The 21,852-nt window shown below is 71.7% G+C and carries 24 protein-coding genes; 13 read left to right on the top strand and 11 right to left on the bottom strand.

The features are described from left to right. Positions 1 to 7: 7 nt before the first annotated feature. Complete coding sequence (ltnD, locus tag F6X53_RS09450) at positions 8 to 928, bottom strand: L-threonate dehydrogenase (RefSeq protein WP_150999777.1); 921 nt, start codon at positions 926 to 928, stop codon at positions 8 to 10. A 29-nt stretch (positions 929 to 957) separates the two neighbouring features. Next, the gene (locus F6X53_RS09445) at positions 958 to 2,274 is read right to left on the bottom strand and encodes an MFS transporter (protein WP_150999776.1); all 1,317 of its coding nucleotides are present in this window, start codon (positions 2,272 to 2,274) and stop codon (positions 958 to 960) included. Between the two features lie 224 nt (positions 2,275 to 2,498). On the opposite strand from F6X53_RS09445, the gene F6X53_RS09440 reads away from it, so the two are divergent. Further along, positions 2,499 to 3,515 carry a LacI family DNA-binding transcriptional regulator gene (locus F6X53_RS09440; RefSeq protein WP_150999775.1) on the top strand — a complete coding sequence of 339 codons (1,017 nt, stop codon included), beginning with the start codon at positions 2,499 to 2,501 and terminating at the stop codon, positions 3,513 to 3,515. Beyond that, complete coding sequence (gene otnC, locus F6X53_RS09435; RefSeq protein WP_150999774.1) at positions 3,512 to 4,204, top strand: 3-oxo-tetronate 4-phosphate decarboxylase; 693 nt, start codon at positions 3,512 to 3,514, stop codon at positions 4,202 to 4,204. Before F6X53_RS09440 ends, otnC begins: the two co-directional genes overlap by 4 nt. Before the next feature lie 43 nt (positions 4,205 to 4,247). Here the strand turns inward: otnC and F6X53_RS09430 are convergent, their stop codons facing one another. The 3 genes from F6X53_RS09430 to F6X53_RS09420 all read right to left on the bottom strand — a co-directional run bounded on the left by F6X53_RS09430 (position 4,248) and on the right by F6X53_RS09420 (position 7,264). Further along, on the bottom strand, positions 4,248 to 4,727 hold the full coding sequence (locus F6X53_RS09430) for a PAS domain-containing protein (protein ID WP_150999773.1): 480 nt from the start codon (positions 4,725 to 4,727) through the stop codon (positions 4,248 to 4,250). 486 nt (positions 4,728 to 5,213) lie between these two features. Then, entirely contained in the window at positions 5,214 to 6,596 is a 1,383-nt protein-coding gene (locus F6X53_RS09425) for a sensor histidine kinase (protein WP_150999772.1), read from the bottom strand. Next, positions 6,596 to 7,264 (bottom strand): response regulator, encoded by a 669-nt coding sequence (locus tag F6X53_RS09420; RefSeq protein ID WP_150999771.1) that lies wholly within the window; start codon positions 7,262 to 7,264, stop codon positions 6,596 to 6,598. Before F6X53_RS09420 ends, F6X53_RS09425 begins: the two co-directional genes overlap by 1 nt. 137 nt (positions 7,265 to 7,401) lie before the next feature. On the opposite strand from F6X53_RS09420, the gene F6X53_RS09415 reads away from it, so the two are divergent. The 8 genes from F6X53_RS09415 (at position 7,402) to F6X53_RS09380 (ending at position 13,280) form a co-directional block, all read left to right on the top strand. After that, a complete protein-coding gene (locus F6X53_RS09415) occupies positions 7,402 to 8,097 on the top strand; it encodes a DNA-binding protein (protein ID WP_150999770.1) in 696 nt (231 codons plus the stop codon). Positions 8,098 to 8,132: 35 nt separating this feature from the next. Next, a complete protein-coding gene (locus F6X53_RS09410; protein WP_150999769.1) occupies positions 8,133 to 8,450 on the top strand; it encodes a hypothetical protein in 318 nt (105 codons plus the stop codon). Between the two features lie 101 nt (positions 8,451 to 8,551). Next, positions 8,552 to 9,196: a nitrile hydratase subunit alpha gene (nthA, locus tag F6X53_RS09405; protein ID WP_150999768.1), complete on the top strand. Its 645-nt coding sequence runs from the start codon at positions 8,552 to 8,554 to the stop codon at positions 9,194 to 9,196. After that, complete coding sequence (nthB, locus tag F6X53_RS09400) at positions 9,193 to 9,855, top strand: nitrile hydratase subunit beta (protein WP_150999767.1); 663 nt, start codon at positions 9,193 to 9,195, stop codon at positions 9,853 to 9,855. Before nthA ends, nthB begins: the two co-directional genes overlap by 4 nt. Further along, positions 9,852 to 10,187 carry a nitrile hydratase accessory protein gene (locus F6X53_RS09395; RefSeq protein ID WP_244965550.1) on the top strand — a complete coding sequence of 112 codons (336 nt, stop codon included), beginning with the start codon at positions 9,852 to 9,854 and terminating at the stop codon, positions 10,185 to 10,187. The genes nthB and F6X53_RS09395 overlap by 4 nt, the downstream gene beginning before the upstream one ends. 279 nt (positions 10,188 to 10,466) lie before the next feature. Then, positions 10,467 to 10,694 carry a ferredoxin gene (locus F6X53_RS09390; protein WP_150999765.1) on the top strand — a complete coding sequence of 76 codons (228 nt, stop codon included), beginning with the start codon at positions 10,467 to 10,469 and terminating at the stop codon, positions 10,692 to 10,694. Beyond that, positions 10,691 to 12,010: an NAD(P)/FAD-dependent oxidoreductase gene (locus F6X53_RS09385; RefSeq protein ID WP_150999764.1), complete on the top strand. Its 1,320-nt coding sequence runs from the start codon at positions 10,691 to 10,693 to the stop codon at positions 12,008 to 12,010. The genes F6X53_RS09390 and F6X53_RS09385 overlap by 4 nt, the downstream gene beginning before the upstream one ends. Further along, positions 12,003 to 13,280: a cytochrome P450 gene (locus F6X53_RS09380; protein ID WP_150999763.1), complete on the top strand. Its 1,278-nt coding sequence runs from the start codon at positions 12,003 to 12,005 to the stop codon at positions 13,278 to 13,280. The genes F6X53_RS09385 and F6X53_RS09380 overlap by 8 nt, the downstream gene beginning before the upstream one ends. A gap of 48 nt (positions 13,281 to 13,328) precedes the next feature. On the opposite strand, the gene F6X53_RS09375 is transcribed toward F6X53_RS09380, so the two are convergent. Together F6X53_RS09375 and F6X53_RS09370 are read right to left on the bottom strand one after the other, a co-directional pair. Continuing rightward, the gene (locus F6X53_RS09375) at positions 13,329 to 15,074 is read right to left on the bottom strand and encodes a patatin-like phospholipase family protein (protein WP_238298300.1); all 1,746 of its coding nucleotides are present in this window, start codon (positions 15,072 to 15,074) and stop codon (positions 13,329 to 13,331) included. After that, entirely contained in the window at positions 15,071 to 16,219 is a 1,149-nt protein-coding gene (locus F6X53_RS09370) for a DUF3095 family protein (RefSeq protein ID WP_191970768.1), read from the bottom strand. Before F6X53_RS09370 ends, F6X53_RS09375 begins: the two co-directional genes overlap by 4 nt. A gap of 236 nt (positions 16,220 to 16,455) precedes the next feature. On the opposite strand from F6X53_RS09370, the gene F6X53_RS09365 reads away from it, so the two are divergent. Further along, positions 16,456 to 17,157, top strand: coding sequence for a protein-L-isoaspartate(D-aspartate) O-methyltransferase (locus tag F6X53_RS09365; RefSeq protein WP_244965549.1), 702 nt, complete (start codon positions 16,456 to 16,458; stop codon positions 17,155 to 17,157). Here F6X53_RS09365 and F6X53_RS33630 read toward each other — a convergent pair. Both F6X53_RS33630 and F6X53_RS33625 read right to left on the bottom strand, forming a co-directional pair. Further along, positions 17,133 to 17,255 (bottom strand): hypothetical protein, encoded by a 123-nt coding sequence (locus F6X53_RS33630; RefSeq protein WP_280526013.1) that lies wholly within the window; start codon positions 17,253 to 17,255, stop codon positions 17,133 to 17,135. The two genes, F6X53_RS09365 and F6X53_RS33630, sit on opposite strands and share 25 nt — an antisense overlap. Before the next feature lie 10 nt (positions 17,256 to 17,265). Next, on the bottom strand, positions 17,266 to 17,391 hold the full coding sequence (locus F6X53_RS33625) for a hypothetical protein (protein ID WP_280526012.1): 126 nt from the start codon (positions 17,389 to 17,391) through the stop codon (positions 17,266 to 17,268). A gap of 412 nt (positions 17,392 to 17,803) precedes the next feature. Between F6X53_RS33625 and F6X53_RS09360 the strand changes: the two genes are divergently transcribed. Beyond that, positions 17,804 to 19,030 (top strand): ABC transporter substrate-binding protein, encoded by a 1,227-nt coding sequence (locus F6X53_RS09360; protein WP_150999761.1) that lies wholly within the window; start codon positions 17,804 to 17,806, stop codon positions 19,028 to 19,030. Between the two features lie 36 nt (positions 19,031 to 19,066). Here the strand turns inward: F6X53_RS09360 and F6X53_RS09355 are convergent, their stop codons facing one another. Both F6X53_RS09355 and F6X53_RS09350 read right to left on the bottom strand, forming a co-directional pair. Further along, on the bottom strand, positions 19,067 to 20,230 hold the full coding sequence (locus tag F6X53_RS09355; protein ID WP_150999760.1) for an iron-containing alcohol dehydrogenase: 1,164 nt from the start codon (positions 20,228 to 20,230) through the stop codon (positions 19,067 to 19,069). Positions 20,231 to 20,343: 113 nt separating this feature from the next. Beyond that, on the bottom strand, positions 20,344 to 21,276 hold the full coding sequence (locus F6X53_RS09350; protein WP_150999759.1) for a LysR family transcriptional regulator: 933 nt from the start codon (positions 21,274 to 21,276) through the stop codon (positions 20,344 to 20,346). Between the two features lie 177 nt (positions 21,277 to 21,453). Here F6X53_RS09350 and F6X53_RS09345 point away from each other — a divergent pair. After that, a partial coding sequence (locus tag F6X53_RS09345) for an aldehyde dehydrogenase family protein (protein ID WP_150999758.1) occupies positions 21,454 to 21,852 on the top strand: 399 nt, incomplete at its 3' end.

Below are 21,852 nucleotides of genomic sequence, written 5' to 3'. Positions count from 1 at the left end.
CGTGACCTTACTTCTTCGGATGGCCGGGCAGGCTCGCCCCGGCGACCTGCGCGTAGAGGCGGGCGACCGAGGCGTCGTCGTCGCGGCCCATGCCGGAGCCCGCGGTCATCAGGAACATCTGCAGGGCGGCGGCCGCCACCGGGACGGGGAAGCGCTCGGCCCGGGCCATGTCCTGAACGATGCCGAGATCCTTCACGAAGATCTCGACGGCGCTCCGAGGCGTGTAATCGCCGTCGAGCACGTGCTTCATCCGGTTCTCGAACATCCAGGAATTGCCCGCCGAGGCGGTGATCACCTCGTAGACCTTGGCGAGGTCGAGGCCCTGCTTGGCGGCAAAGCTCATCGCCTCGCAGGCGGCGGCGATGTGCACGCCCGCGAGCAGCTGGTTGATCATCTTGAAGGCCGCGCCCTGGCCCGGGGCGTCGCCGAGCCGGTAGAGCTTGGCCGCCATCGCGTCGAGGGCCGGCTGCGCCCGGTCGAAGGCCGCACGGGAGCCCGAGGCCAGGATGGTGAGAGCGCCTTCGGCCGCGCGGGTGGCGCCGCCGCTGATCGGCGCATCGAGGAAGTGGCGGCCGCCGGCCTCGAGGCGGGCGGCGAGGTCGCGGGCGAGCGCCGGGTCCATGGTCGCGCAGGACACGAAGACCGCGCCCTCCGGCATCGCCGCGGCGACGCCGCCCGTTCCGAACAGCACCGCCTCGGTCTGCGCCGCGTTCACGACGACGCAGACGACGATGTCGGCCCCGGCGGCGGCATCCGCCGGGGAGCCCGCGCCATGGCCGCCGCCCTCCGCGAAGCGCGCCACCGCGCCCGGGTTGACGTCGAAGGCCGCCACCGACAGGCCCCCCCGCAGGAGCGAGAGCGCCATGCCGGTTCCCATCGAGCCGAGGCCGATGACGGCGGCTCGTCCGGTCCGTGCTGCTTCAGTCATGACAGGTCATCCGGTCTGTGCGGGGAGGGTCAGCGGTTCACCATGCGGGCCGGCGTCAGGAACACGCAGACCGCGCCGACGACGAGCATGCCGGCCAGGGCGTACATGCCGGTCTCGGTGGTGCCGGTCAGGTCGCGCAACGCCCCGATCACGTAGGGGCTGACGAAACCCGCGAGGTTGCCCACCGAGTTGATGAGCGCGATGCCGGCCGCCGCGCCGGTGCCGGCCAGGAAGGACGTCGGCAGCGACCAGAACAGGGGCGCGCAGGTAAGGACGCCGGCGGCGGCGATCGACAGGAACGCGATGGCGAGCGGAGTGCTGGTCGCCGTCGCGGCCACGATGAAGCCGACGGCGCCGCAGAGCGCCGGGCCGATCAGGTGCCAGCGGCGCTCGCGCATCCGGTCGGCGTTGCGGCCGAGGATCACCATCACGATGGCGGCGAACAGGAACGGGATGGCGCTGATCAAGCCGATATTGAAGTTGCCCTGCACGCCGGTCGCCTTGACGAGGGTCGGCATCCAGAAGGTCAGCCCGTACTGGCCCGTGACGAAGGCGAAGTAGATCAGGCTCATGAACCAGACGCGGGGATCGCGAAACACGGTGGCGATCGAGTGCGGGCTGTTGTCCTTGCCGGTATTGTCCTGCGCGATGTCGCGCTCGATCACGGCCTTCTCGGCATCGGTGAGCCACTTCGCCTCCGAGGCGCGGTTGTCGAGATAGAGGTAGACCGCGACGCCGACGAGGATTGCGGGAATCGCCTCGATCAGGAACATCCATTGCCAGCCGGCGAGGCCGTGCGCCCCGTTGAAGGCGTCCATGATCCAGCCCGAGAGCGGGTTGCCGAAGATGCCCGAGATCGGGATCGCCGACATGAACACCGCGATGACCTTGGCGCGCCGATGCGCCGGGAACCAGGCGGTCGTGTACAGGATGATGCCCGGGTAGAACCCGGCCTCCGCGAGGCCGAGCAGGAAGCGCATGATGTAGAAGCTCGTGGCCGAGTTCACGAACAGGAAGGCGCCCGAGATCAGCCCCCAGGTGATCATGATTCGGGCGATCCAGACGCGCGCCCCGACCCGGTGCAGGATGACGTTGCTCGGCACCTCGAACAGGAAGTAGCCGATGAAGAACACGCCGGCGCCGAGACCGTAGACCGTCTCGCTGAAGCCGAGCTGCTGCGACATCTGCAGCTTGGCGAAGCCCACATTCACGCGGTCGAGATACGCGATCACGTAGCAGAGCATCAGGAACGGGACGAGCCGCCAGAACACCTTGGCGTAGGTCTGCTCGACGAAATCGGCCGGGGGAGCGGCAGCTCCGGGAATCCGGGCGGCTTGCACGGTCATGGGCGTCCTCCTCTGCCGCGCACGGAACGTTGTCCGTCGCGAAGACTTTTGCTTTGCGCGACTCATTTTGGCAGCGCTTGCATCTTGACTACCAGGATTTGGCAGCGCTGCCAATCCAGTTGTTCGGCAAGATGAAGCTTGGTATGTGCTCGAACATGGTCGCCCGGACTGCACCGGCCCGCCGTCGGGCGCGGTGTCGAACTTGGCGGATCGGGAGAGCGGTCATGAACGTCCACCAGCCGCGCCAGCGCCTCGTGACCCTCTCCGATGTCGCCCGCGCGGCGGGGGTGGGCGAGAGCACCGTGTCCCGCGTCCTGCGCAAGCACGGCTCGTTCTCGAAGGGCACGCAGGACCGGGTGGCGGAGGCCGTCGCGCGGCTCGGCTACGTGCCGAACCGGCTTGCCGGCAGCCTCGCGGGCTCGGCCAATTCCACGGGCCCGCAACTCGTCGGCATCGTGATTCCGTCGCTCACGAACATCGTCTTCCCGGACCTCCTGCGCGGCATCGCGGGCGGCCTCGACGCCGTCGGCTTCCAGAGCGTGATCGCCGTCAGCGACTACGATCCCGAGCGCGAGGAGGCGCTGATCGGCGCGCTCCTGTCCTGGCGCCCGGCCGGGCTGATCGTCACTGGCCTGGAACACACGCCCGGCGCGGTGGCGCGCCTGAGGGCGAGCGGCGTGCGCATCGTCGAGATGGTCGACACGGACGGGCCGGGCCTCGATATCGTGGTCGGGTTCTCGAACCGCGCGGTCGGGCGCGCCAGCGCCGAGCACCTGCTCGGGCGCGGCTACCGGCGCATCGGCTTCGTCGGGCACGACCTCGACCGCGACCTGCGGGCGGGCAAGCGTCTCGCGGGCTTCGCTGCGGCCCTCGCGGCGGCGGGCCACCCCTTGCGCGACCGCGAGATCCTCGCCGGCCCGTCCTCGGCCGCCGCGGGCCGGGAGGCCCTCGGGCGGCTTCTCGCGCGCACGACCGATCTCGACGCGGTCTATTTCTCGAACGACGACATGGCGCTGGGGGGCTACTTCCACTGCCTCGCGGCGGGCCTGTCGATTCCCGGACGCCTCGCCCTGTTCGGCTATAACGGGCTCGACATCACGGCCGCGATGCCCCAGCCGCTCTCGACCATCCGCACGCCGCGGCTGCGCATCGGCGAGGTCGCGGCCGAGCGGCTCGGGGCGGGCGGTCCGGCGGAGATCGTCGATCTCGGGTTCGAACTCATCGAGGGAGCCACCGCATGAGCGAGGAGACGCGGCTTCGCGAGGAAATCTGCCGCTACGGGCGCTCCCTTTTCGAGCGCGGTCTGACGCCGGGCTCCTCCGGCAACATCTCGCTGCGGCTCGACGATGGGGGCTGGCTCGTGACCCCGACGAACGCCTCGCTGGGCTTCCTCGATCCGGCCCGGATCTCGCGCCTCGATGCGGGGGGGAGGCTGATCTCGGGCGACAAGCCCACGAAGGAGATCCCCCTCCACACGGCGCTCTACGACAGCCGCACCGAGGCGCGCGCCATCGTGCACCTGCACTCGACCCACGCCGTCGCGGTCTCGATGCTGCCCGAGATCGACCCGAAGGCGGTGCTGCCGCCGCTGACGCCCTATTACCTGATGCGAGCGGGCGCGACGGCGCTCGTGCCGTATTTCCGCCCCGGCGACCCGGCCGTGGCCGACGCGATCCGGGGGCTGGCCGGGCGCTACGCCTCGGTGCTGCTGGCCAATCACGGCCCCGTCGTCGCGGGGACGACCCTGGAGGGCGCCGTCTTCGCCACGGAGGAACTGGAGGAGACCGCCAAGCTCTACCTCCTCCTGCGCAACCTCAACCCGCGGACCTTGAGCCCGGATCAGGTGCAGGACCTCGTCAGCCATTTCGGGCTGACGCTGCCGGAGCATCGGAATTGCCCATCCGAGGGCGACGGGCACCGGCACGGCTAGGCCGCGATGCCCCGAGGCGAGGGTGGCCGGCGGCCCGAGCGCCTCAGCAAAGGGCCGCGGCCCGCACCCGCGGTGCGCCGGAGGCGGGAAGCGGGACCGAGCGCGGCTGACGCAGTTCCAGGAGGACGTTGGAGCCGGCCACGATACGGCCAGACGCGTCGCGCAACGGGGTCGGGTACGGCATGAAGGCCACCCGGGTCCCATCCGGGCGTTCGAGCACGGCCTGCTCGCCGCGCACCGGCCGGCCCTCCTTCATGGCGATGGCCATGGGGCAGGCGTCGAGGGGCAGGGGCGTCCCGTCCGGGCGGTAGATCCGCCAGGAGCCGCACCAGCGCTCGACGCCGAGAATAGGGCGTCGACCCCAGAGCTTGGCGGCGGCCTCGTTGTAATAGGTGAGGTACCCGTCGGCATCGGTGGTGTAGACGGCGGAATCGAGCTGGCGGAACAACTCGCCCCGGCTCGGCTCGTAGTTCCAGTCCGAATCCGGCGCGTCGAAGTCGTAGACCAGATCGTCGTCGTACATGGCGTTCTCCCACGACCGGCGGGCTACGAAATGCCCGCTCTCAGCACTCCGTCTGCCCCCATCTGTCGCGGTCCCCTGGGAGCCGTTCCGATCCGACGCGGACCCGATCGACTCGTTAGGCGAGCGCATGCGCGCTCGGACTCCAGATCGTCCAACCCTACGGGATTGTGCCTAGGAGCTCCCGGGGGCGGTCGCTCGCTCGGCGCCATAACCGGCATCACCGGTCTGGGCTCTCCCGCATTGCCATGTACGGACGCGTCTTAGTTGCACAAATGTTGCCCAGGGGCAAGTGCCGCTGGCAGCAAACTGTTCTAACAAATGTTGGTTTCTGCATTGTGGCGGGGCGTGAATGTATTGATCAGAACAAGGGGATGGGCTGATAAGGCCCAAGCCGCCCGCAATGCTCCGTTGGGGCCGTCAGATGCCGCTTCAGCACTGTCTCAACTCCCGATTGCTGTGCGCCTGCGGTTCGCGTCCCGACGCAGCTCAGGCCGGGAGTCGAAGACGCGCCCGCAACCCGCCGAGATCCGAAGGTTCGAGGGCGAGACCGCCGCCGTACAGCTCCGCGAGTTCCAGGGTGATCGAGAGGCCGAAGCCGTTGCCCGGGACGCTCTCGTCGAGCCGAAGGCCATGGCGCAGGACCTCGGCGCGGGCCGCCGCATCGAGGCCCGGACCGTCATCCTCCACGAGGACGTGCAGGTGCGGTGCATCGACGACGGCCGAGACGCGGACGCGCGACCGGCACCATTGGCAGGCATTGTCGATCAGGTTGCCGAGCATCTCGTCGAGATCCTGTGGATCGCAGGTGACCGCGAGGCCCGGGGCGATGTCGATCGCGATCGTCGGCGCCTTGGCGGCGTGGATCCGCCCGAGGGCGGCCGCGAGGTCGCCGACCCGGCCGACGAGTTCCGTGCGCGTCCGGACCGGCCCGCCGAGCGCCGCGGCGCGGGCCCGGCGCAGGTGGTGACGCACCTGCCTGTCCATGGCAGCGACGACGCCGGCCAGGCCGGCCTCCGGCTCCGGCCGGTTCGCCAGCGCCAGGCTGAGGGTCGCGAGCGGGGTCTTCAGCCCATGCGCGAGGTTTGCCACATGCATCCGGGCCCGTTCGAGATTGGCCTCGTTCTGGTCGAGGAGGCCGTTGATCTCGGCGACGAGGGGGCGGACCTCGGCCGGCTGCTTCGGGGGCACCCGCGTCCGGCGCCCGCTGCGAACCTCTGCGAGGTCGCCGCGCAGGCGTTCGAGGGGACGCAGGCCGAGCCGGACCTGCACGGCGACGCCCGCCATGAGGCAGAGCCCGAGAACCGCGAGGGCGAGCGCAAGGGTCGCGAGCGCGTCCCGGACCGGCCCCTGCAGGGCGGCGGCGGGGGCGGCCGCCAGGATGGTGGTGGGCTGGCCCGGGCCCGGCAGGGTGAGGACCCGCAGGATCAGCGCCTCGCCGCGAGGGCCGCGCCCCTCGGCCGGGCGGGGCCGCTCGTCCCCGCCCTCGGGCGATCCGTCGAGGTCGATCACGCCGTCGCGAAGGGAGCGGGACCTCAGGATCTGCCCGCCGCGCGTCACCTGCCAGTACCAGCCCGAGCGGGGCCGGTCGAAGGGCGGGCCGTCGCGGTCGCGGTCGAGCCGCGGGCTGCCGTCCGGCCCCTCCTGGAGGCCGGAGACGAGGGCGACGATCTGGCTGTCGAGGCGCGAATCGAGCTGGCCCCGCACGAACCGGTGCAGGATGAGGCCGATCGCGAGGCCGGCCACCACCAGGGCGGCGGTGATGAAGACCAGGGCCGCCAGGACGAGGCGGCGCTGCAGCGAGCCGAGATGGAACCAGGCGGGCGGTCCTGGCGGGGCCTTCCGGGCCCGGGGCTTCGGGGGCGCGCCCATCAGGCCGGATCGCCCGGCAGCAACTGGTAGCCGAGGCCGCGCACGCCCTCGATGCGGGCCGGCGCGATCTTGCGGCGCAGGCGCGTGATGATGACCTCGACGGAGTTCGAATCGACCTCCGCATCGCCATCGTAGACCCGCTCGATCAGCTGGTCGCGCGGCACCACCCCCTCCTTGCGCAGGATCAGGCAGGTCAGCACCCGCCATTCGAGCCCGGTGAGCCGGAGCGGCAGGCCGTCGCGCTCGAAGCTGCCGAGGCCGGCATCGTAGCTCAGCGGGCCGCAGGCGATGCGGCTGGCGCCGTTGGCCGCCGCCCGCCGGATTAGGGCGCGCAGGCGGATCACCAGTTCCTCCACCCGGAACGGCTTGACGAGGTAATCGTCGGCGCCGGCCTTGAAGCCCGCGACCTTGTCGCTCCAGCCGTCGCGGGCCGTGAGAATGAGGACCGGCAGGGTGTGGCCCGCCGCGCGCCACGCCTGCAGCACCGCGACCCCGTCGCGGCGGGGCAGGCCGAGATCGAGCACGACCGCGTCGTAGCGCTCGGTCTCGCCGAGATGCTGCGCGTCCTCGCCGTTGCGGGCGTGGTCGAGCGCGAAGTTCTCGGCGCGCAGGGCCTTCACGATCTCGGCTGCGAGCGCCGCATCGTCCTCGGCCAGCAGGATCTTCATGGCGCGTGTCTTCCTGTTCGGTCCGGCCTAGATCGGCCGGTTTAACCGGAGCTGAACCGCCCGGTTCAGGCCCGATTGCCGACCCCGTCCTAGAACGGCGCCAACCCGAAAGGGCGACCAACCAGGACAGGAACACCATGACGAACGAACACGTGATCGACGGGACCGCGGCCGAGACGACGGCGGCCGCCCCGTCCTCCCAGGCGGCATCCTCCGACAAGGGGTCCAAGGCAGCCCGCCGCCGCTCCCGCCGCACCCTCGTGGTCGGAGCACTCGCGGCGCCGCTCGCTCTCGGCGCCGTCGGGCTCTCCCTCGCCAAGCCCGGCGAGGTGGCGCTGACGCCGCTCGCGCCGGTGGCGATCTCGGCGCTGGCACCGTCGGGTGCCGTGGCGGCCAGGGGCGAGGTCGCCGAGATCTTCGGCAACAAGTTCATCCTCCAGGACGGTAGCGGGCGGGCCCTGGTGGAGACCGGGCGCTCTGGCGAGGGCGGCGGCCTCGTCGTCAAGGGCGAGACCGTGACGGTGCAGGGCCGCTTCGAGAAGGGCTTCCTGCACGCCACCCTGATCGCCCACGCGGACGGCAACCAGGTGCGCCTCGGCCCGGCCGGCCGCCCGCCCGGCACCCTCGACTGGGCCAAGGACAAGGTCGGCCTGGGACCGAGCCCGGACGTGGCGGCGCTGACCGCGATGGTGACCGCCGCCGGCTATTCCGACGTGCGCGTCACCGGCCGCGGACCGCGCCACCTCGATGTGGCGGCCCGGGGCGGCGATGGCCGCGAGCGCGCGCTGCATGTCGGCTTCGATGGCCAGATCCGCGAGAAGCGGGTCTTCTGAGGATCGCTCCCCTGCTTCAACCCGAAAGGCCCGCCATGACCCGACCCTCCCTGCTCCTCACCGCGGCCGCGCTCCTCCTCGCCACCGCGGCCGTGGCTCAGACGCCGCCGCCCGGCGCTCCCCGACCGGGCCCGGAGGCGGGGGCACCACCCCCGCCGCCCCCGCCGGGCGGCCCGCGGCGCGGCCCCGACGGACCACCGCCTCCGCCGAAGGCCGCGCAGTTCAAGCTCCAGCGCGGGGATGTCGGCATCGATGTCCGATGCGCGGCCGACGAGCCGATGAAGGCCTGCGCCGACATCACCCTGCAATTGATCGACAAGCTCTCGGGCCTGCCGAAGGGCGAGGCGCGCTGAGCCGGGCGGCCGACCGACGCGCCGGGAGCGGATCACGGTTCCGCTCCCGGCGCGGGTGACGGCGAAGCGGAGCCGGACTAATCTCGCCTCCGGAGAGCCGCATGCCGCACGATCATCACGACGAGCATCACGACGATCACCCGCATCCCCACGGTAGCGAGCTCTCCCCCATGGACCTGCGCGTGCGGGCCCTCGAATCCGTCCTCGTCGAGAAGGGCTACGTCGATCCCGCCGCCCTCGACGCGCTGATCGAGACCTACGAGACCAAGGTCGGGCCGCATAACGGCGCCCGCGTGGTGGCCCGCGCCTGGGTCGATCCGGGCTTCCGGGAGCGCCTGCTCGCGGACGCGACGCCGGCCATGCGGGAGATCGGGGTCGGCGGCCGGGGCGGCGAGCACATGGTGGTCGCCGCCAACACCCCGGACGAGCACAACCTCGTCGTCTGCACTTTATGCTCCTGTTATCCCTGGCCGGTGCTCGGCCTGCCGCCGGTCTGGTACAAGTCGCCGCCCTATCGCGCGCGCGCCGTGATCGAGCCCCGCGCCGTGCTGGCCGAGTTCGGCGTCGCGCTGCCCGAGGCCACCCGCATCCGCGTCTGGGATTCCACCGCCGAGCTTCGCTACATGGTGCTGCCGATGCGACCTGCCGGAACGGAGGGGCTCGACGAGGCGGCGCTGGCCGCCCTCGTCACCCGCGATTCCATGATCGGCACCGGCCTGCCGCGCGCACCCGGAGCCTCCTCATGAATGGCGGCCAGGATCTCGGCGGCATGCAGGGCTTCGGCCCGATCGCGCCCGAACCGAACGAGCCGCGCTTCCACGCCCCTTGGGAGAAGCGCGTCTTTGGCCTCGCCATGGCGATGGGCGCGACCGGCACCTGGAACCTCGATGCGAGCCGGGCCGCGCGTGAATCGCTGCCGCCCGGCGAGTACCTGACCTCCAGCTATTACGCGATCTGGCTCAAGGCCCTGGAGCGGCAGGTGAAGGCCCACGGCCTCGCCACCGCCGACGAACTCGCCACCGGCACGGTCTCGGCGCCGGCCGCGCCCGTGAAGCGCGTGCTCGAGGGCACGGAGGTGGCGCCGCTCTTCGCCCGCGGCTTCCCGAGCGACAGGCCCGTGGCCGCGCCGGCCCGCTTCGCGGTGGGGGAGCGGGTGCGCGCGCTGACCATCAACCCGCCCGGCCATACCCGGCTGCCCCGCTACGTCCGCGGCCGGCCCGGCCTTGTCGAAGCCGTGCACGGCGGCTTCATCTTCCCGGACACGAATGCGCGCCTTGCCGGCGAGGCGCCGCAATGGCTCTACACCGTTCGGTTCTCCGGCCGGGATCTCTGGGGCGAGGCGGCCGAGCCCGGCCACACCGTCTCGGTGAACGCCTTCGAGAGCTACCTGGAGCCGATCCCGTGACGCTCGGGCCGATCCCGGTCGGCGCCGTGACCGATCCGGTCTTCGCCGAGCCCTGGGAGGCGCAGGCCTTCGCGCTCGTGGTCGCCCTTCACGATCGCGGCCTCTTCAGCTGGAGCGAGTGGGCCGACGCGCTCGGCGCCGAGACCCGCCGCACCGGCCGCGCGGCCGATTACGCCGCCTGGCTCGCCACGGTCGAGGGCCTGCTCGCGGCCCGGGGCATCGCCGACCCGGATGCCCTCGCGGATCGCCGGGCCGCCTTCGCCCGCGCCGCCGCCGCGACCCCGCACGGCGAGCCGATCCTCCTAGCGAACGATCCGCAACACCGGGGCTGATCCCGGGGCGCCGCCCTGGGAGGCCACGGGACCCGTATCGCGCAGCGGAAGCAGGTATGAAGGAGCCCCTGGTCTGAAACCGGCTTGAGCGTTCCCTTGCTGACGCGGCCTCGTCAGGGGGCGGGCGCTGGTTCACACTCGGGCCGGGATCGGGGGACCGGCCGGCGCTCCCCCGGCGGGTAACCTTCGCGCCGGCTCCGCGAGTAACCCACGCGGAGCCGGCACAGGATCCTGCCGCGGGCCCGCTTGCCGCGCGAGGGCGCGAAGGAAGATTGCCGCATGCGCGTCGTTGTCGATCTGAACCGGTGCCAGGGCTACGCCCAGTGCTGCTACGCGGCGCCCGAATCCTTCGTCCTGCGCGGCCACGAGATCCTGTTCTACGATCCCGCCCCGCCCGCGGCGAAGCGGGGCGAGATCGCCCGGGCGGTTCAGGCCTGTCCGGTCCGGGCGATCAGCGTCGAGGGGCTCGACGCGGTGACCAGCCCCGAGGTGGAGACCGGATCGTGAGCGCGCTGCCGGAGCCCGGCATCGTCATCGTCGGCGCATCGCTCGCGGGCCTGCGCGGGGCCGAGGCCCTGCGCCTTCGCGGCTACACGGGCCCGCTCGACATCGTCGGAGACGAGCCGCACCCGCCCTATGACCGGCCGCCCCTGTCGAAGCACGTGCTGGCGGGGGAGCTCGCCCCCGACGCCACCGCCCTGCCCAACCTCGTGCCGCTGCGGGCCAACTGGCATCTCGGCGTGGCCGCCACCGGCCTCGACCGGGAGGCCCGCACGCTCCGCCTCGCCGACGGGCGCGCGCTCGCCTATCGGCGCCTCCTGATCGCGACGGGCGCGCAGGCCCGGCCCTGGCCCGGCCCCGAGCGGGCGGCGCTCAGCGGCGTGTTCACCCTGCGCGGGCGCGACGATGCGGCGGCCCTGCGCGCCGTGCTGGCGAAGGGGCCGCGCCACGTCCTGATCGTCGGGGGCGGGCTGATCGGCTGCGAGGCCGCCTCCTGCTGCCGGGACCTCGGCATCGACGTGACCCTGGTCGACCCCAATCCGACGCCGCTGGCGCGGTCCCTCGGCACCTTCGTGGGCGGTGTCGTCGCGGGTCTCCTGGAGCGGTCGGGCGTCGATTTTCGCCCCGGCGCGCATGTCGAGCTTCTGGAGGGTGATTCCTTCGGCGGGTTTCGGCGGGCCCATCTGCGCGGCGGCGAGACGATCGAGGCCGAGGTCGCCATCGTGGCGCTCGGCGCCGTGCGCAGCACGGGATGGCTCGCCGGTGCGGGCCTCATGGCGGATGCGGGCGGGCTCACCTGCGACGGCGCCTGCCGGGCGCTCGCGGCGGACGGCACGCCGTGCGAGGACATCTACGCGGCGGGCGACGTCGCGCGCTGGCCGAATCCGATCTATAGCGGCCGCCTGATCTCCGTGGAGCACTGGGGCAACGCCGTCGAGCAGGCCGGGCACGCGGCTCGCAACATGCTGGCCGCCCCCGACGACCAGGAGCCCTACGCGCATCTGCCGGCCTTCTGGTCGAGCCAATTCGGCATCAACATCAAGGCGGTAGGCCTGAGCGAGGGCGCGGATTCGGTCGCGATCGTGCAGGGGTCGCGCGCCGCGCGCCGGTTCCTCGCGGTCTATGGCCGGGCCGGGCGCAGCATCGCGGCGGTCTCCTTCGACGAGGCCCGCTGGCTCCCGGCCTATGCCGAGCAGATCCGCGCGGGCCGCCCGTTCCCGCCGATCCGGGACGCCACCGATCAGGCGCGGATCGAGATCCACGCACCGGGCTTTCCGCCGCGCCGCTCCGAGCCGGCCGCAAGGGAGATTGTCGATGCCTGACGCTCTCGCGGCCGAGCCGCCGCCGCTCTCCCAGGACGACACGCTGTTCGCCCGGATCCTGGACCCGGCCAACCGGGCCAATCCCTATCCGCTCCTCGCGCGCCTGCGGGAGAAGCCGGTGCGGCGCCAGCAGGACGGGAGCTACGTGGTGAGCACCCACGCGGCCATTCGCAGCCTGCTGTTCGATCCGCGCCTCAGCTCCGAGGACCTGCCGCCTTTTCGCCGCCCGCCCACGGGAAACCCCCTGAAGGACTGGCTGCTCAACCCGATCAAGGATCGCATCGCCACGGCGCACCGTCCCTTGATCTTCCGCGACCCGCCCGACCACGACAGCCTGCGCCACCTCGTGATGGAGCAGTTCACCGTGAAACGCGTCCGGGGCACGCATGACCGGGTCGCCGCGGTGGTCGACACCCTGATCGAGCGCTGCCGTGGCCGCGACCGCGTCTGCCTTGTGGAGGACCTGTCTTACCCGCTGCCCGTGGCGGTGATCTGCGAGCTGCTCGGCGTGCCGGAGCAGGACGAGTCGCAGTTTCAATCCTGGGCGACCCAGCTCTCGACGGCGCTGGAACCCGATGCGCGCCGCGACGCGGACACGCGGCGCGCCAATGTCGCGAGTTTCGACGCGATCGCGGATTACATGAGGGCCCTCATCCGCGAGAAGCGGCGCAAGCCCGCGGACGACATGCTGAGCGGTCTCGCCAACCATGCCGATCCGACGACGCGGAAGATGAGCGATTTCGATCTGGTCTCGACCGCGATCCTGCTCCTCGTGGCCGGTCACGAGACCACCGTGAACCTGATCACCAACGGCATGCTGACCCTGCTGCGCCATCCCCACGAGCTGGAGCGCCTCCGCGCCGATCCGGAGCGGGCACCGCGGGTGATCGAGGAATTGCTGCGCTACGAGCCGCCGGTGCATTTCCGGACCCGCAAGGCGCTGGGCGACATCGCGGTCGCGGGCGAGACGATCCCGAAGGGCGCCTCCGTCATGCTGGTTCTGGCCGCGGCGAGCCGCGATCCCGAGCGCTTCCCCAACCCCGACATCTTCGACCCGGACCGGGCGGACATCCAGCATTTCGGCTTCGGCGCCGGCCTGCATTACTGCGTCGGCGCGCCGCTCGCCCGGATCGAGGTGGAGATCGCGCTGGTGCGGCTCTGCCAGCGCCTGATCCGGCCGCGCCTTGCCCAGGATCCGCCATCCTACCGGCCGGGTGCGGCCCTGCGCGGCCCGGCGGGCCTGGAGATCACGATCGACGGGATCGTCTAAGGCGCCCCGTCATGGCACGGCGTCATGGCGCCCCATCATGGTACGGCGTCATGGCGCGGCGTCGGCCCAGGGATGCAGGCCGTCCGCCGCGATGCGCTGCGAGGCGTGGCGGTAGCCGATCTCCGCCACCGACGCGTAGGCGGCCCAGTCGCGCAGGTCGATGCCGGCCAGCGGCGGGCGCAGCACCACGGCGGCGCGCTCGCGCGCCATCGCGGCCTGGGCGTCGCTCGATACCGTGGCGGCCCGCAGCAGCAGCTGAGCGATGCCGGGGGTGGCCTCCGGCGCCCCGAGGAGGCGCCGGATCATGCGGCCGCGCCAGGAGCGCATCGGCATCCGCTCGAAGGCGAGATCGCTGCCGACATCGACCGCGAGGACGCGACCCCGCTCGAGATCGGCCAGCAGATCGGCCGGCAGGTTGTTCATGGTCCCGCCATCGACGAGCACGCCGTCCTCGGCGATCACCGGCGGCAGCAGGCCCGGGATCGCGATGCTGGCGCGCAAGGCGCCGACGAGGTCGCCGCGGGTATGGACCATGGCGGCCCCCGTGGTCAGGTTCGCGGAGACGCAGAGGAAGGGCAGCCACAGGTCCTCGATCCGGACCGTCCCGAAATGGTGGCGCAGGCGGGTATCGACCTTGATGCCGCGGGTGAGCGAGAGGACCGGCAGGGTGTAGTCGTTGAGGGGCGAGCTTAGGACGAAGGCCTCCAGGATGTGATCCTGGATCTCGTCGAGGCTCCAGCCCATCGCGACGCTGGCCGCCACCACCGCCCCGATGCTGGTGCCGCCGACGAAGTCGATGGTGTGGTCCGCCTCGTGCAGCGCCCGCAGCACGCCGAGATGCGCGAAACCCCGCGCGCCGCCCCCGCCGAGGACGAGGCCCCGCGCCCGGCCGCTCACGAGCCGGCCGAGGCGGTCGTGATCGGCGGTGCGGCCGGCCCGGACCTGATGGCGCATGGCGACGCCGAGCGCGTCGATGGCCGGGTCGGCCGCGCGTGGGACGGCGGCGTCGGCCGCCTGCTCGATGACGAGGTCGCAGCGGCGCCAGCCGTCCGGCGCGCCGAGATCGACGCCCTGGAGGGCCGGGAAGGGCGGCTGCCCCGGTGCAGCGAGGAGCAGCACGTGGTCGGCCCGCCGCAGGCAGAGGCGGGTCCAGGCGCAGACCGGGTCGTCCGCCGCGTAGACGACGCGCCCGTGCTCCGTCTCGTAGGCGTGAAACCAGGTCTCGTCGGCGTTCTCCGGCCAGGCGGGGAGGCAGCCGGTGCGGGCGCCCAGCGCGGTCGCGAGCGTACGGCCGAAGCGGGCTGCCGACACGCCCGGCGTGACGCCAATCACCGCGAAGGTCATCGGCAGGTGCAAAGCCGGCCGCGTCGTGCCGCTGCGCAGCCGGTCGGCGAGGAGGCGGGCGAAGTAGAGCATCGCGCTCGGATGGCGCGCGGCGATCTCGTCGAAGGCCTCCCGGCTCAGGCGCAGGAGCAGCGAATCCCGCAGCACCGTGGCGGTCGCCGAGCGCGGGCCGTTCGAGAGGAGCGCCACCTCGCCCACCGTCTCGGGCGGGCGCAGCCGGGCGATCCGGCGGATCAGGCCGGTGGCCGGGTCGTGATTGGCGATGCCGACCGCGCCCGAGACGAGCACGTAGAGGCTGTCGGCCTCCTCCCCCTCCGCGAACAGGATCCGCCCCCCCGCGACCGCGACGGGCTCGAGGCGCCGCCGGAAGGCGTCGACGGCCTCGGCATCGAGGCCGTCGAGGAAGGGGACCCGGTAGGAAGCCGGTGCCAGGGTGCGGGCCGCGCTCAAGGTCCGGCCGCCCCGAGCTTGCGCTTGATCTGGGTGGCGGCCAGGGCGTAGCCACCCTCGCCGCCATCGACGAAGTGGACATGGCCGCTCCCGAGGCGGTCGGGGGTGAAGCAGGTCACGACGCTGGATGCCTGCCGCACGAGGCCGAACTGCACGAGGCCCGCGGTCTCGGCCTCCTCGAGGCAGGCCTCGATCCTGCGCGCCGTCTCGGGCGTGCTGTCGATCGTCATGCGCAGGCCGTCATCGTATTTGCGGTAATCGGCGTTGGCGACGAGCTCGCGCAGATAGGTCGGGGCCGAGAAGCCCGGCACCGAGACGCGGAACCGGAACGCCAGGAACGAGACGAGGGCCCCGATCCTGCGACGGGCCCCGGCGAGGAGATCGCGCATGCTCGCGCCGCGCTGAGGCGTCAGGGCCACGCTGCTCGGGCGGCTGCCGAGCTCCGGGCCACGGTCGGGCAGGGGCTGGCCAAGGCGCGGATCGGCCTGAACCAGCCCGATCACGGCGCCGAGGGCCCGCCGCAGCGCCGCCGCGTCCGCGCCCGCCCGCGGCACGACGATGAGCGAGAGGATGATTCCGTTCTGCGCGGGCGATGCCTCGAAGCGGCAGGACAGGCCGGTGAGGTCCGGCTCCGTGCCGGGCGCGGCGGGCGCGAGGGCGCAAAGTCCCCGCTTCAGGGCGGCCTCCGCCCAGGCGAGGCCCCCGCCCCGGATCATCGCGTAGGCGACGTCGGGCGACGGCGCGTAGCGGGCGACCAGGACGTCGTGGCCCGCCTCCCGCACGGTCCGCACCGGGATGAGGGCGGCGCGCAGCTCGAGACCGAGGCGCTCGCGCACGAAGGTGATGCAGGCCGACAGAACCGGGCCCGCAACCTGCTCCTCGCCCGGCGCGAGCAGGAAGCTCGCGCCGTCGCCGCCGAACACGAACGGGATCTCGGTCTCCGGCAGGGCGTTGCGGATCGCCGCGATGACGGCCGCGGCGGCGTAATTGACCGAGCGGTAGCCCCCCGCCGCGATCGCCCGGGTCGAGCCGACGATGTCGCAGAGCGCGATCGTCCAATCGGACGGCACCAGCCGAAACTGCGCCTCGTCGAGAACGTCATCGAAGCGCGCGAAGACCGGGAGGTCCGCGTAGTGGAACGTCACGTCACCGGGTGTCCGCGTCAGCATCGCCATCGACTGCATGGGGCCGCGGACTGGTCTCGTTCCGGGCTCGTCTTCCCCACAGGCAGCCTACCAGCCCGTCCACCGGATGGCGCGCGCGTTCTTCGCGGGATTTCGTCCCATCGTCACCGCGCGGCGGAGCGGCGGTGGGGCGGCGGATCGCGCGGCGGGCGGCGCCGTTGACGAGGGGAGACCGTCTCGCTGGTCGGAGGGCTTTCGTGGCGCGGTTCGCTCGCCTGCGCACGCACATGGTCTCGCGCCAGATCGCGGATCGGGGCATCGCGGATGCCCGCCTGCTCGCGGCCCTGCGGGCGGTCCCGCGGGAGCACTTCGTGCCTCCGCATCTGCGCCGCTTCGCCTACGAGGACGGCCCGCTGCCGATCGCGGCCGGGCAGACGATCTCGCAGCCCTATATCGTCGCGCTGATGATCGAGGCGGCGGCGCTCGCGCCGGACGACCGAGTGCTGGAGATCGGGACCGGCTCGGGCTACGCCGCCGCCGTGATGAGCCGCCTGGCGGCCGAGATCTTCACCATCGAGCGGCACGCGGTTCTGGCCGGGGATGCGCGTCGGCGCCTGGCGCAGCTCGGCTACGCGAACGTCGCCGTCCGGTTGGGCGACGGCACGCGCGGCTGGCCCGAGGCCGCTCCGTTCGATGCCGTGATCGTCGCGGCCGGAGGCCCGGAAGTGCCCGACACCTTGCGGCGCCAGCTTCGGGTCGATGGCCGTCTGGTGATGCCGGTGGGACGGCGCAGGAGCCGCCAGGATCTCGTTCGCGTCCGATGCCGCGGTGAGAATGATTTTGCGGAGGATGTGCTCGGCTGCGTCAGCTTCGTTCCGCTGATCGGTGCCGAGGGCTGGCCGGAGAAGGCGTCCAAACAGGACGATGATGGCGATCAGGCCTGCTCGGTCCTGGAATAGGACGGGGGCCGGGCGTTGTCCGCGCTCTGCCGGGCGAGCACCCGGTCGAGCTCGCGAAGGATCGTGCATTTGGCGCGCAGGGCGTTGGAGCGTTTCATCGCGGCCTCCTCAGGCGCAGGCGACGCGGGGATGGCGCACCACGACGGCCGGGATCGTGCGCGCGACGGGGGGAAGGTCGGGATACCAGATCGTCACCCGGGTACCGGCTTTGGAATCGATGATGGTCAGGGTCATGTCCGTCTCCTCTCGTGAGGTCCGCAGGTTCGCGCGATTTTCCGTCGGCGACTGTGACCGGGCTCACGCTGGGAGAGGATTCGCGCCCGATCACCCTGGATGTCCCTGAGATATGGGGATTGCGCGGCCACCATGAGGGGCGCGCGCCGACGATTTATTGGCTCGCGGTTACATCGATCCCGCGTCGTTTCTGTATGGATCGGTGTTTATTCTTGTGGCGCCCCGATGCGCGGGCCAAGATCGCGCCGCGGCGGCCCGCCTTCAACGAGAGCCGCCCCGAGAGCCCGCGGGTGGTCGACGCCTCAGGAACCCCTCCTGGCGACCGCCCCGATGGATCCCGCGCGGAGGACCGCAGGCCTGCGGCCGCATGGGAGCCGGGGCTCACGCCGAGAAACGTTGGGAGGAATCCACGATGACACGACGCAATGGTCTGGCGCTCGCCGCGGCGCTGGCAGGTACGTTGGCGCTGCCGCCGGCGGCCTCCGCGCAGGATGCGGCCTTCTCGGGCGGCACGATCAAGATCGGCATCCTCAACGACCAGTCGGGCACCTACGCCGAGTTCGGCGGGCGCTCCTCGGTCGAGGCGGCCAAGATGGCCGTCGAGGATTTCGGCGGCAAGCTCAACAACATCCCGATCGAGATCCTCAACGCCGACCATCAGAACAAGCCCGACATCGCCTCCTCGATCGCGCGCCAATGGTACGACCGCGACGGGGTCGACGCGATCATGGACCTGACGACCTCGTCGGTGGCGCTGGCCGTCCAGGGCCTGTCCAAGGACAAGAAGAAGATCACCATCGTGACGGGAGCTGCCACGAGCGAGCTCACAGGCAAGCAATGCACGCCCTTCGGCTTCCACTGGGCCTACGACACCCGCGCCCTCGCGGTCGGGACGGGCGGCGCGCTGGTGCAGCAGGGCGGCGACACCTGGTTCTTCCTCACGGCCGATTACGCCTTCGGCTACTCGCTCGAAGAGGAGACGAGCCGCTACGTCAAGTCGAAGGGCGGCAAGATCCTGGGATCGGTGCGGCACCCGCTCTCGGCGCAGGATTACTCGTCCTTCCTCCTCCAGGCGCAGGGATCGGGCGCCAAGGTGATCGGACTCGCCAATGCCGGCAACGACACCGCGAATGCCATCAAGCAGGCCTCGGAATTCGGCATATCGGAGGGCAACCAGCGCCTCGCCGCCCTCCTCTTCACCCTGGCGGAGGTGCACGGGCTCGGCCTCAAGGTGGCCCAGGGGCTGACCCTGACGGAGGGCTGGTACTGGGACCTCAACGACGAGACCCGCGCCTTCGGCCAGCGCTTCATGAAGCGCACCGGCAAGATGCCGAACATGATCCACATGGGCACCTACTCGGCGGTGCTCCAGTACCTCAAGGCGGTGAAGGCCGCCGGCACCGACGAGACGGAGGCGGTGACCAAGCAACTCCACTCGCTTCCGGTGGACGACGTCTTCGCCCGCGGCGGCAAGGTCCTGCCGAACGGCCGCATGGTGCACGACATGTATCTGTTCGAGGTCAAGAAGCCCGCCGAGTCGAAGTCGGAATGGGACCTCTTCAAGCACCTCGCGACGATCCCCGGCGCCGAGGCCTTCGCCAAGGCCGAGGAGAGCGGCTGCCCGATGACCATGCGCTGAGCCGGTCGGCGCGCCGAGGCGGCAGAGGTCTGGGCGTCAGCCCGCCCAGACCTCGCGGTAGAGCGCCACGATCTCGTCCGCGCTCGGCTCCACCGGGTTGTTGGCGGGCGAGCCCGAGGCGAGCGCCTGCTGGGCCATGAGCGGCAGGAGCGTCGACCAGCGCTCCGCGTCGAGGCCGTAGCTCCGGGGCGTCGGCACATCGAGGTCGTCGTTGAGCGCAATCAGCGCGGCGACCAGGCGCTCGCAGGCCGCCTCGTTGCCGTCCTGCTCCGAGGCGACGCCCATGGCGCGGGCGCAATCGGCGTAGCGGGCGGGGGCCGCCTTCACCGAGAATCGCGTCACCGCGGGCAGGAGCATCGCGTTCGAGAGACCGTGCGCGACGTGGAAATGCGCCCCGATCGGCCGGCTCATGCCGTGCACGAGGGCAACCGAGCTGTTCGAGAACGCGATGCCGGCCTGCGTCGCCCCGAGCATCATCGCCTCGCGCGCGGCCCGGTCGCCCGGATCGGTCCAGACCCGGCGCAGGTTCGGCGCGATGGCGCGCATCGCCGTGAGCGCAAAGCCGTCCGCGAACGGATTGGCCCTGCGCGAGACATAGGCCTCGATCGCGTGGGTGAGGGCGTCGATGCCGGTATCGGCGGTGAGGCGCTTCGGCTTGCTCAGCGTCAGCTCGTAATCCACCAGGGCCGCCACCGGCAGGTAGGCGAGGCCGATGCAGAGCATTTTCTCGTCGGTCTCCGCATCCGTGACGATGGTGAAGCGCGTCGCCTCCGAGCCGGTGCCGGCGGTGGTGGGGATCGCCACGATGGGCAGGCCCGGCGCGTCCTGCAGGTGCGGCGCCTTGTAGTCGCGCATGTGGCCGCCATGGCGGGCCAGCACCGCGACCGCCTTGGCGGTGTCCATCGGGCTGCCGCCGCCGAACCCGACGACGCAATCGTGCTCGCCCCGGTTCAGGGCGTCGAGGGCCGCTTCGACGGATTGGACGGTCGGGTCCGGCACGGTGTCGGCGAAGATTGCCGCCGCGATGCCCCTCGGGCCCAGCCGCTCGACCAGGGCCTCGACCCGGCCGCTGCCTGCCAGGTACGGGTCCGTCACGATGAAGGGTCGGCTCAAGCTCAGTTGGCTCAAGACCTCGGGCAGGAGCCCCGAGGCGCCGGCTCCGATCCGCATCAGGCGGGGCAGGGCGATCGCGCTGACCATGGTGTCCTCCGGATTCGTGTTCGGTCCGCTCCGCGCCCGGGGCGGCGGGTGGTCCGGGTGGCAGGTTGTGGATAAAGCTAGAGGTTGCGCGCCCGCTCGGGAACCGCGCCGCGTTACACCCGGGGCTCCGCGAAGACTGGCCCGGTGAAGAGCGCCTGGGCGCCCGCGACCTCGGCCGCGATGAAGGCCGCCACCTCGCGGATATGGGCCGCCTTCCGGTGGTCCTCGTGGATGTGCATGTGGAAGGCGCGCGTCAGGGAGAGGGCGTCCGGCAGCACGGGCGCGAGCCCCGGATGGGCCGCGGCGATGAAGCCCGGCAGGATGCAGAGGCCCGCGCCCGCCAGCGTCGCGTGGACCTGCGCCAGCAGGTTGGTGCTGCGCAGCCGCGCCGCCGCATCCGGCCCGATCACGTTGAGGTAGTTCAACTCGCGCGCGAACAGCATGTCCTCGATGTAGCCCACGAACGGGTGCCGCGTGAGGTCGTCGATGGTCCGGATCGGCGGCGCCGCCCGAAGATAATGCTCGGCGCCGTAGACGTAGAGCCGGTAATCCGTCAGGCGGCGGGCCACGACGCGCCCCTGCTCCGGGCTCGACAGGCTGATGACGATGTCGGCCTCGCGCTTGGGCAGGCTGAAGATGCGGGCGGTGGCCAGGATCTCGATCTCGAGGCCCGGATGCTGCTCGGTCAGCCGGTGCATCCGGGGGGCCAGGAACACGCTGCCGAACCCGTCCGGCGCACCGATGCGCACGGTGCCAACGATCGTCCGCCCGGTGCTGCCCGCCGCCGCGGTGGCGGACACGAAGGCGCTCTCCATCGCTTCGGCGGCGGAGAGCAGGCCCTCGCCCGCCTCCGTCAGGGCGTAGCCGACATGGCTCTTGTGGAACAGGCGGCTGTTCAGGGCCTCCTCCAGCGCCAGGATGCGGCGCGCGACGGTGGTGTGCTCGGTGCCCGTCTGCGCCGCCGCGGCCGTGAGGGTGCCGGCGCGCGCAACGGCCAGGAAGAAGCGCAGATCATCCCAGTTCCGGCCCGGCTTCCGGCTGCTCATGTCGACGCGCTCGCTCCGAGACCCGGCCTTTCAGGCCTCCCGACACTGTGCATCGATGCACAACCCTTGGGAAGTTGCCGCGCTTTCTCGTGCGCGAAACGCTGATACCCTCCCGCGCAAAGTCGGACCGCCCGAAGGCGGCCCGGGTCCAGAGGAAACGGCAGGAGGAGCGCGGCCATGCGCACGATCGGGCATTTCGTGGGCGGCAAGACCGTCGAGGGCACCAGTGGGCGCTTCGCCGACGTGTTCAATCCGACCACCGGCGAGATCCAGGCCCGGGTCGCGCTCGCGAGCAAGGCCGAGCTGCGCGCCGCCGTGGAGAATGCCAGCGCGGCGCAGCCCGCCTGGGCGGCGCAGAACCCGCAGAAGCGCGCCCGCGTGATGATGCGCTTCCTCGAGCTGATCCGGGCCGAGCACGATTCGCTCGCCGAGCTCCTCGCCAGCGAGCACGGCAAGACGGTGCCGGACGCCAAGGGCGACATCCAGCGCGGCGTCGAGGTGGTGGAGTTCGCCACCGGCATCCCGCACCTCCTCAAGGGCGAGTACACGGAAGGCGCCGGCACCGGCATCGACGTC

The organism is Methylobacterium soli (assembly GCF_008806385.1).
In the GTDB taxonomy this organism is placed as follows: domain Bacteria; phylum Pseudomonadota; class Alphaproteobacteria; order Rhizobiales; family Beijerinckiaceae; genus Methylobacterium; species Methylobacterium soli.
Note: the sequence above shows the minus strand (reverse complement) of the source record. Positions and strands in the feature narration are given on the sequence as shown.

Coding starts and splice junctions, on each gene's coding strand:
- ltnD (WP_150999777.1), bottom strand. CDS start 928: ATGACTGAAGCAGCACGGACCGGACGAGCCGCCGTCATCGGCCTCGGC.
- F6X53_RS09445 (WP_150999776.1), bottom strand. CDS start 2,274: ATGACCGTGCAAGCCGCCCGGATTCCCGGAGCTGCCGCTCCCCCGGCC.
- F6X53_RS09440 (WP_150999775.1), top strand. CDS start 2,499: ATGAACGTCCACCAGCCGCGCCAGCGCCTCGTGACCCTCTCCGATGTC.
- otnC (WP_150999774.1), top strand. CDS start 3,512: ATGAGCGAGGAGACGCGGCTTCGCGAGGAAATCTGCCGCTACGGGCGC.
- F6X53_RS09430 (WP_150999773.1), bottom strand. CDS start 4,727: ATGTACGACGACGATCTGGTCTACGACTTCGACGCGCCGGATTCGGAC.
- F6X53_RS09425 (WP_150999772.1), bottom strand. CDS start 6,596: ATGGGCGCGCCCCCGAAGCCCCGGGCCCGGAAGGCCCCGCCAGGACCG.
- F6X53_RS09420 (WP_150999771.1), bottom strand. CDS start 7,264: ATGAAGATCCTGCTGGCCGAGGACGATGCGGCGCTCGCAGCCGAGATC.
- F6X53_RS09415 (WP_150999770.1), top strand. CDS start 7,402: ATGACGAACGAACACGTGATCGACGGGACCGCGGCCGAGACGACGGCG.
- F6X53_RS09410 (WP_150999769.1), top strand. CDS start 8,133: ATGACCCGACCCTCCCTGCTCCTCACCGCGGCCGCGCTCCTCCTCGCC.
- nthA (WP_150999768.1), top strand. CDS start 8,552: ATGCCGCACGATCATCACGACGAGCATCACGACGATCACCCGCATCCC.
- nthB (WP_150999767.1), top strand. CDS start 9,193: ATGAATGGCGGCCAGGATCTCGGCGGCATGCAGGGCTTCGGCCCGATC.
- F6X53_RS09390 (WP_150999765.1), top strand. CDS start 10,467: ATGCGCGTCGTTGTCGATCTGAACCGGTGCCAGGGCTACGCCCAGTGC.
- F6X53_RS09380 (WP_150999763.1), top strand. CDS start 12,003: ATGCCTGACGCTCTCGCGGCCGAGCCGCCGCCGCTCTCCCAGGACGAC.
- F6X53_RS33630 (WP_280526013.1), bottom strand. CDS start 17,255: ATGAAACGCTCCAACGCCCTGCGCGCCAAATGCACGATCCTTCGCGAG.
- F6X53_RS33625 (WP_280526012.1), bottom strand. CDS start 17,391: ATGACCCTGACCATCATCGATTCCAAAGCCGGTACCCGGGTGACGATC.
- F6X53_RS09360 (WP_150999761.1), top strand. CDS start 17,804: ATGACACGACGCAATGGTCTGGCGCTCGCCGCGGCGCTGGCAGGTACG.
- F6X53_RS09355 (WP_150999760.1), bottom strand. CDS start 20,230: ATGGTCAGCGCGATCGCCCTGCCCCGCCTGATGCGGATCGGAGCCGGC.
- F6X53_RS09350 (WP_150999759.1), bottom strand. CDS start 21,276: ATGAGCAGCCGGAAGCCGGGCCGGAACTGGGATGATCTGCGCTTCTTC.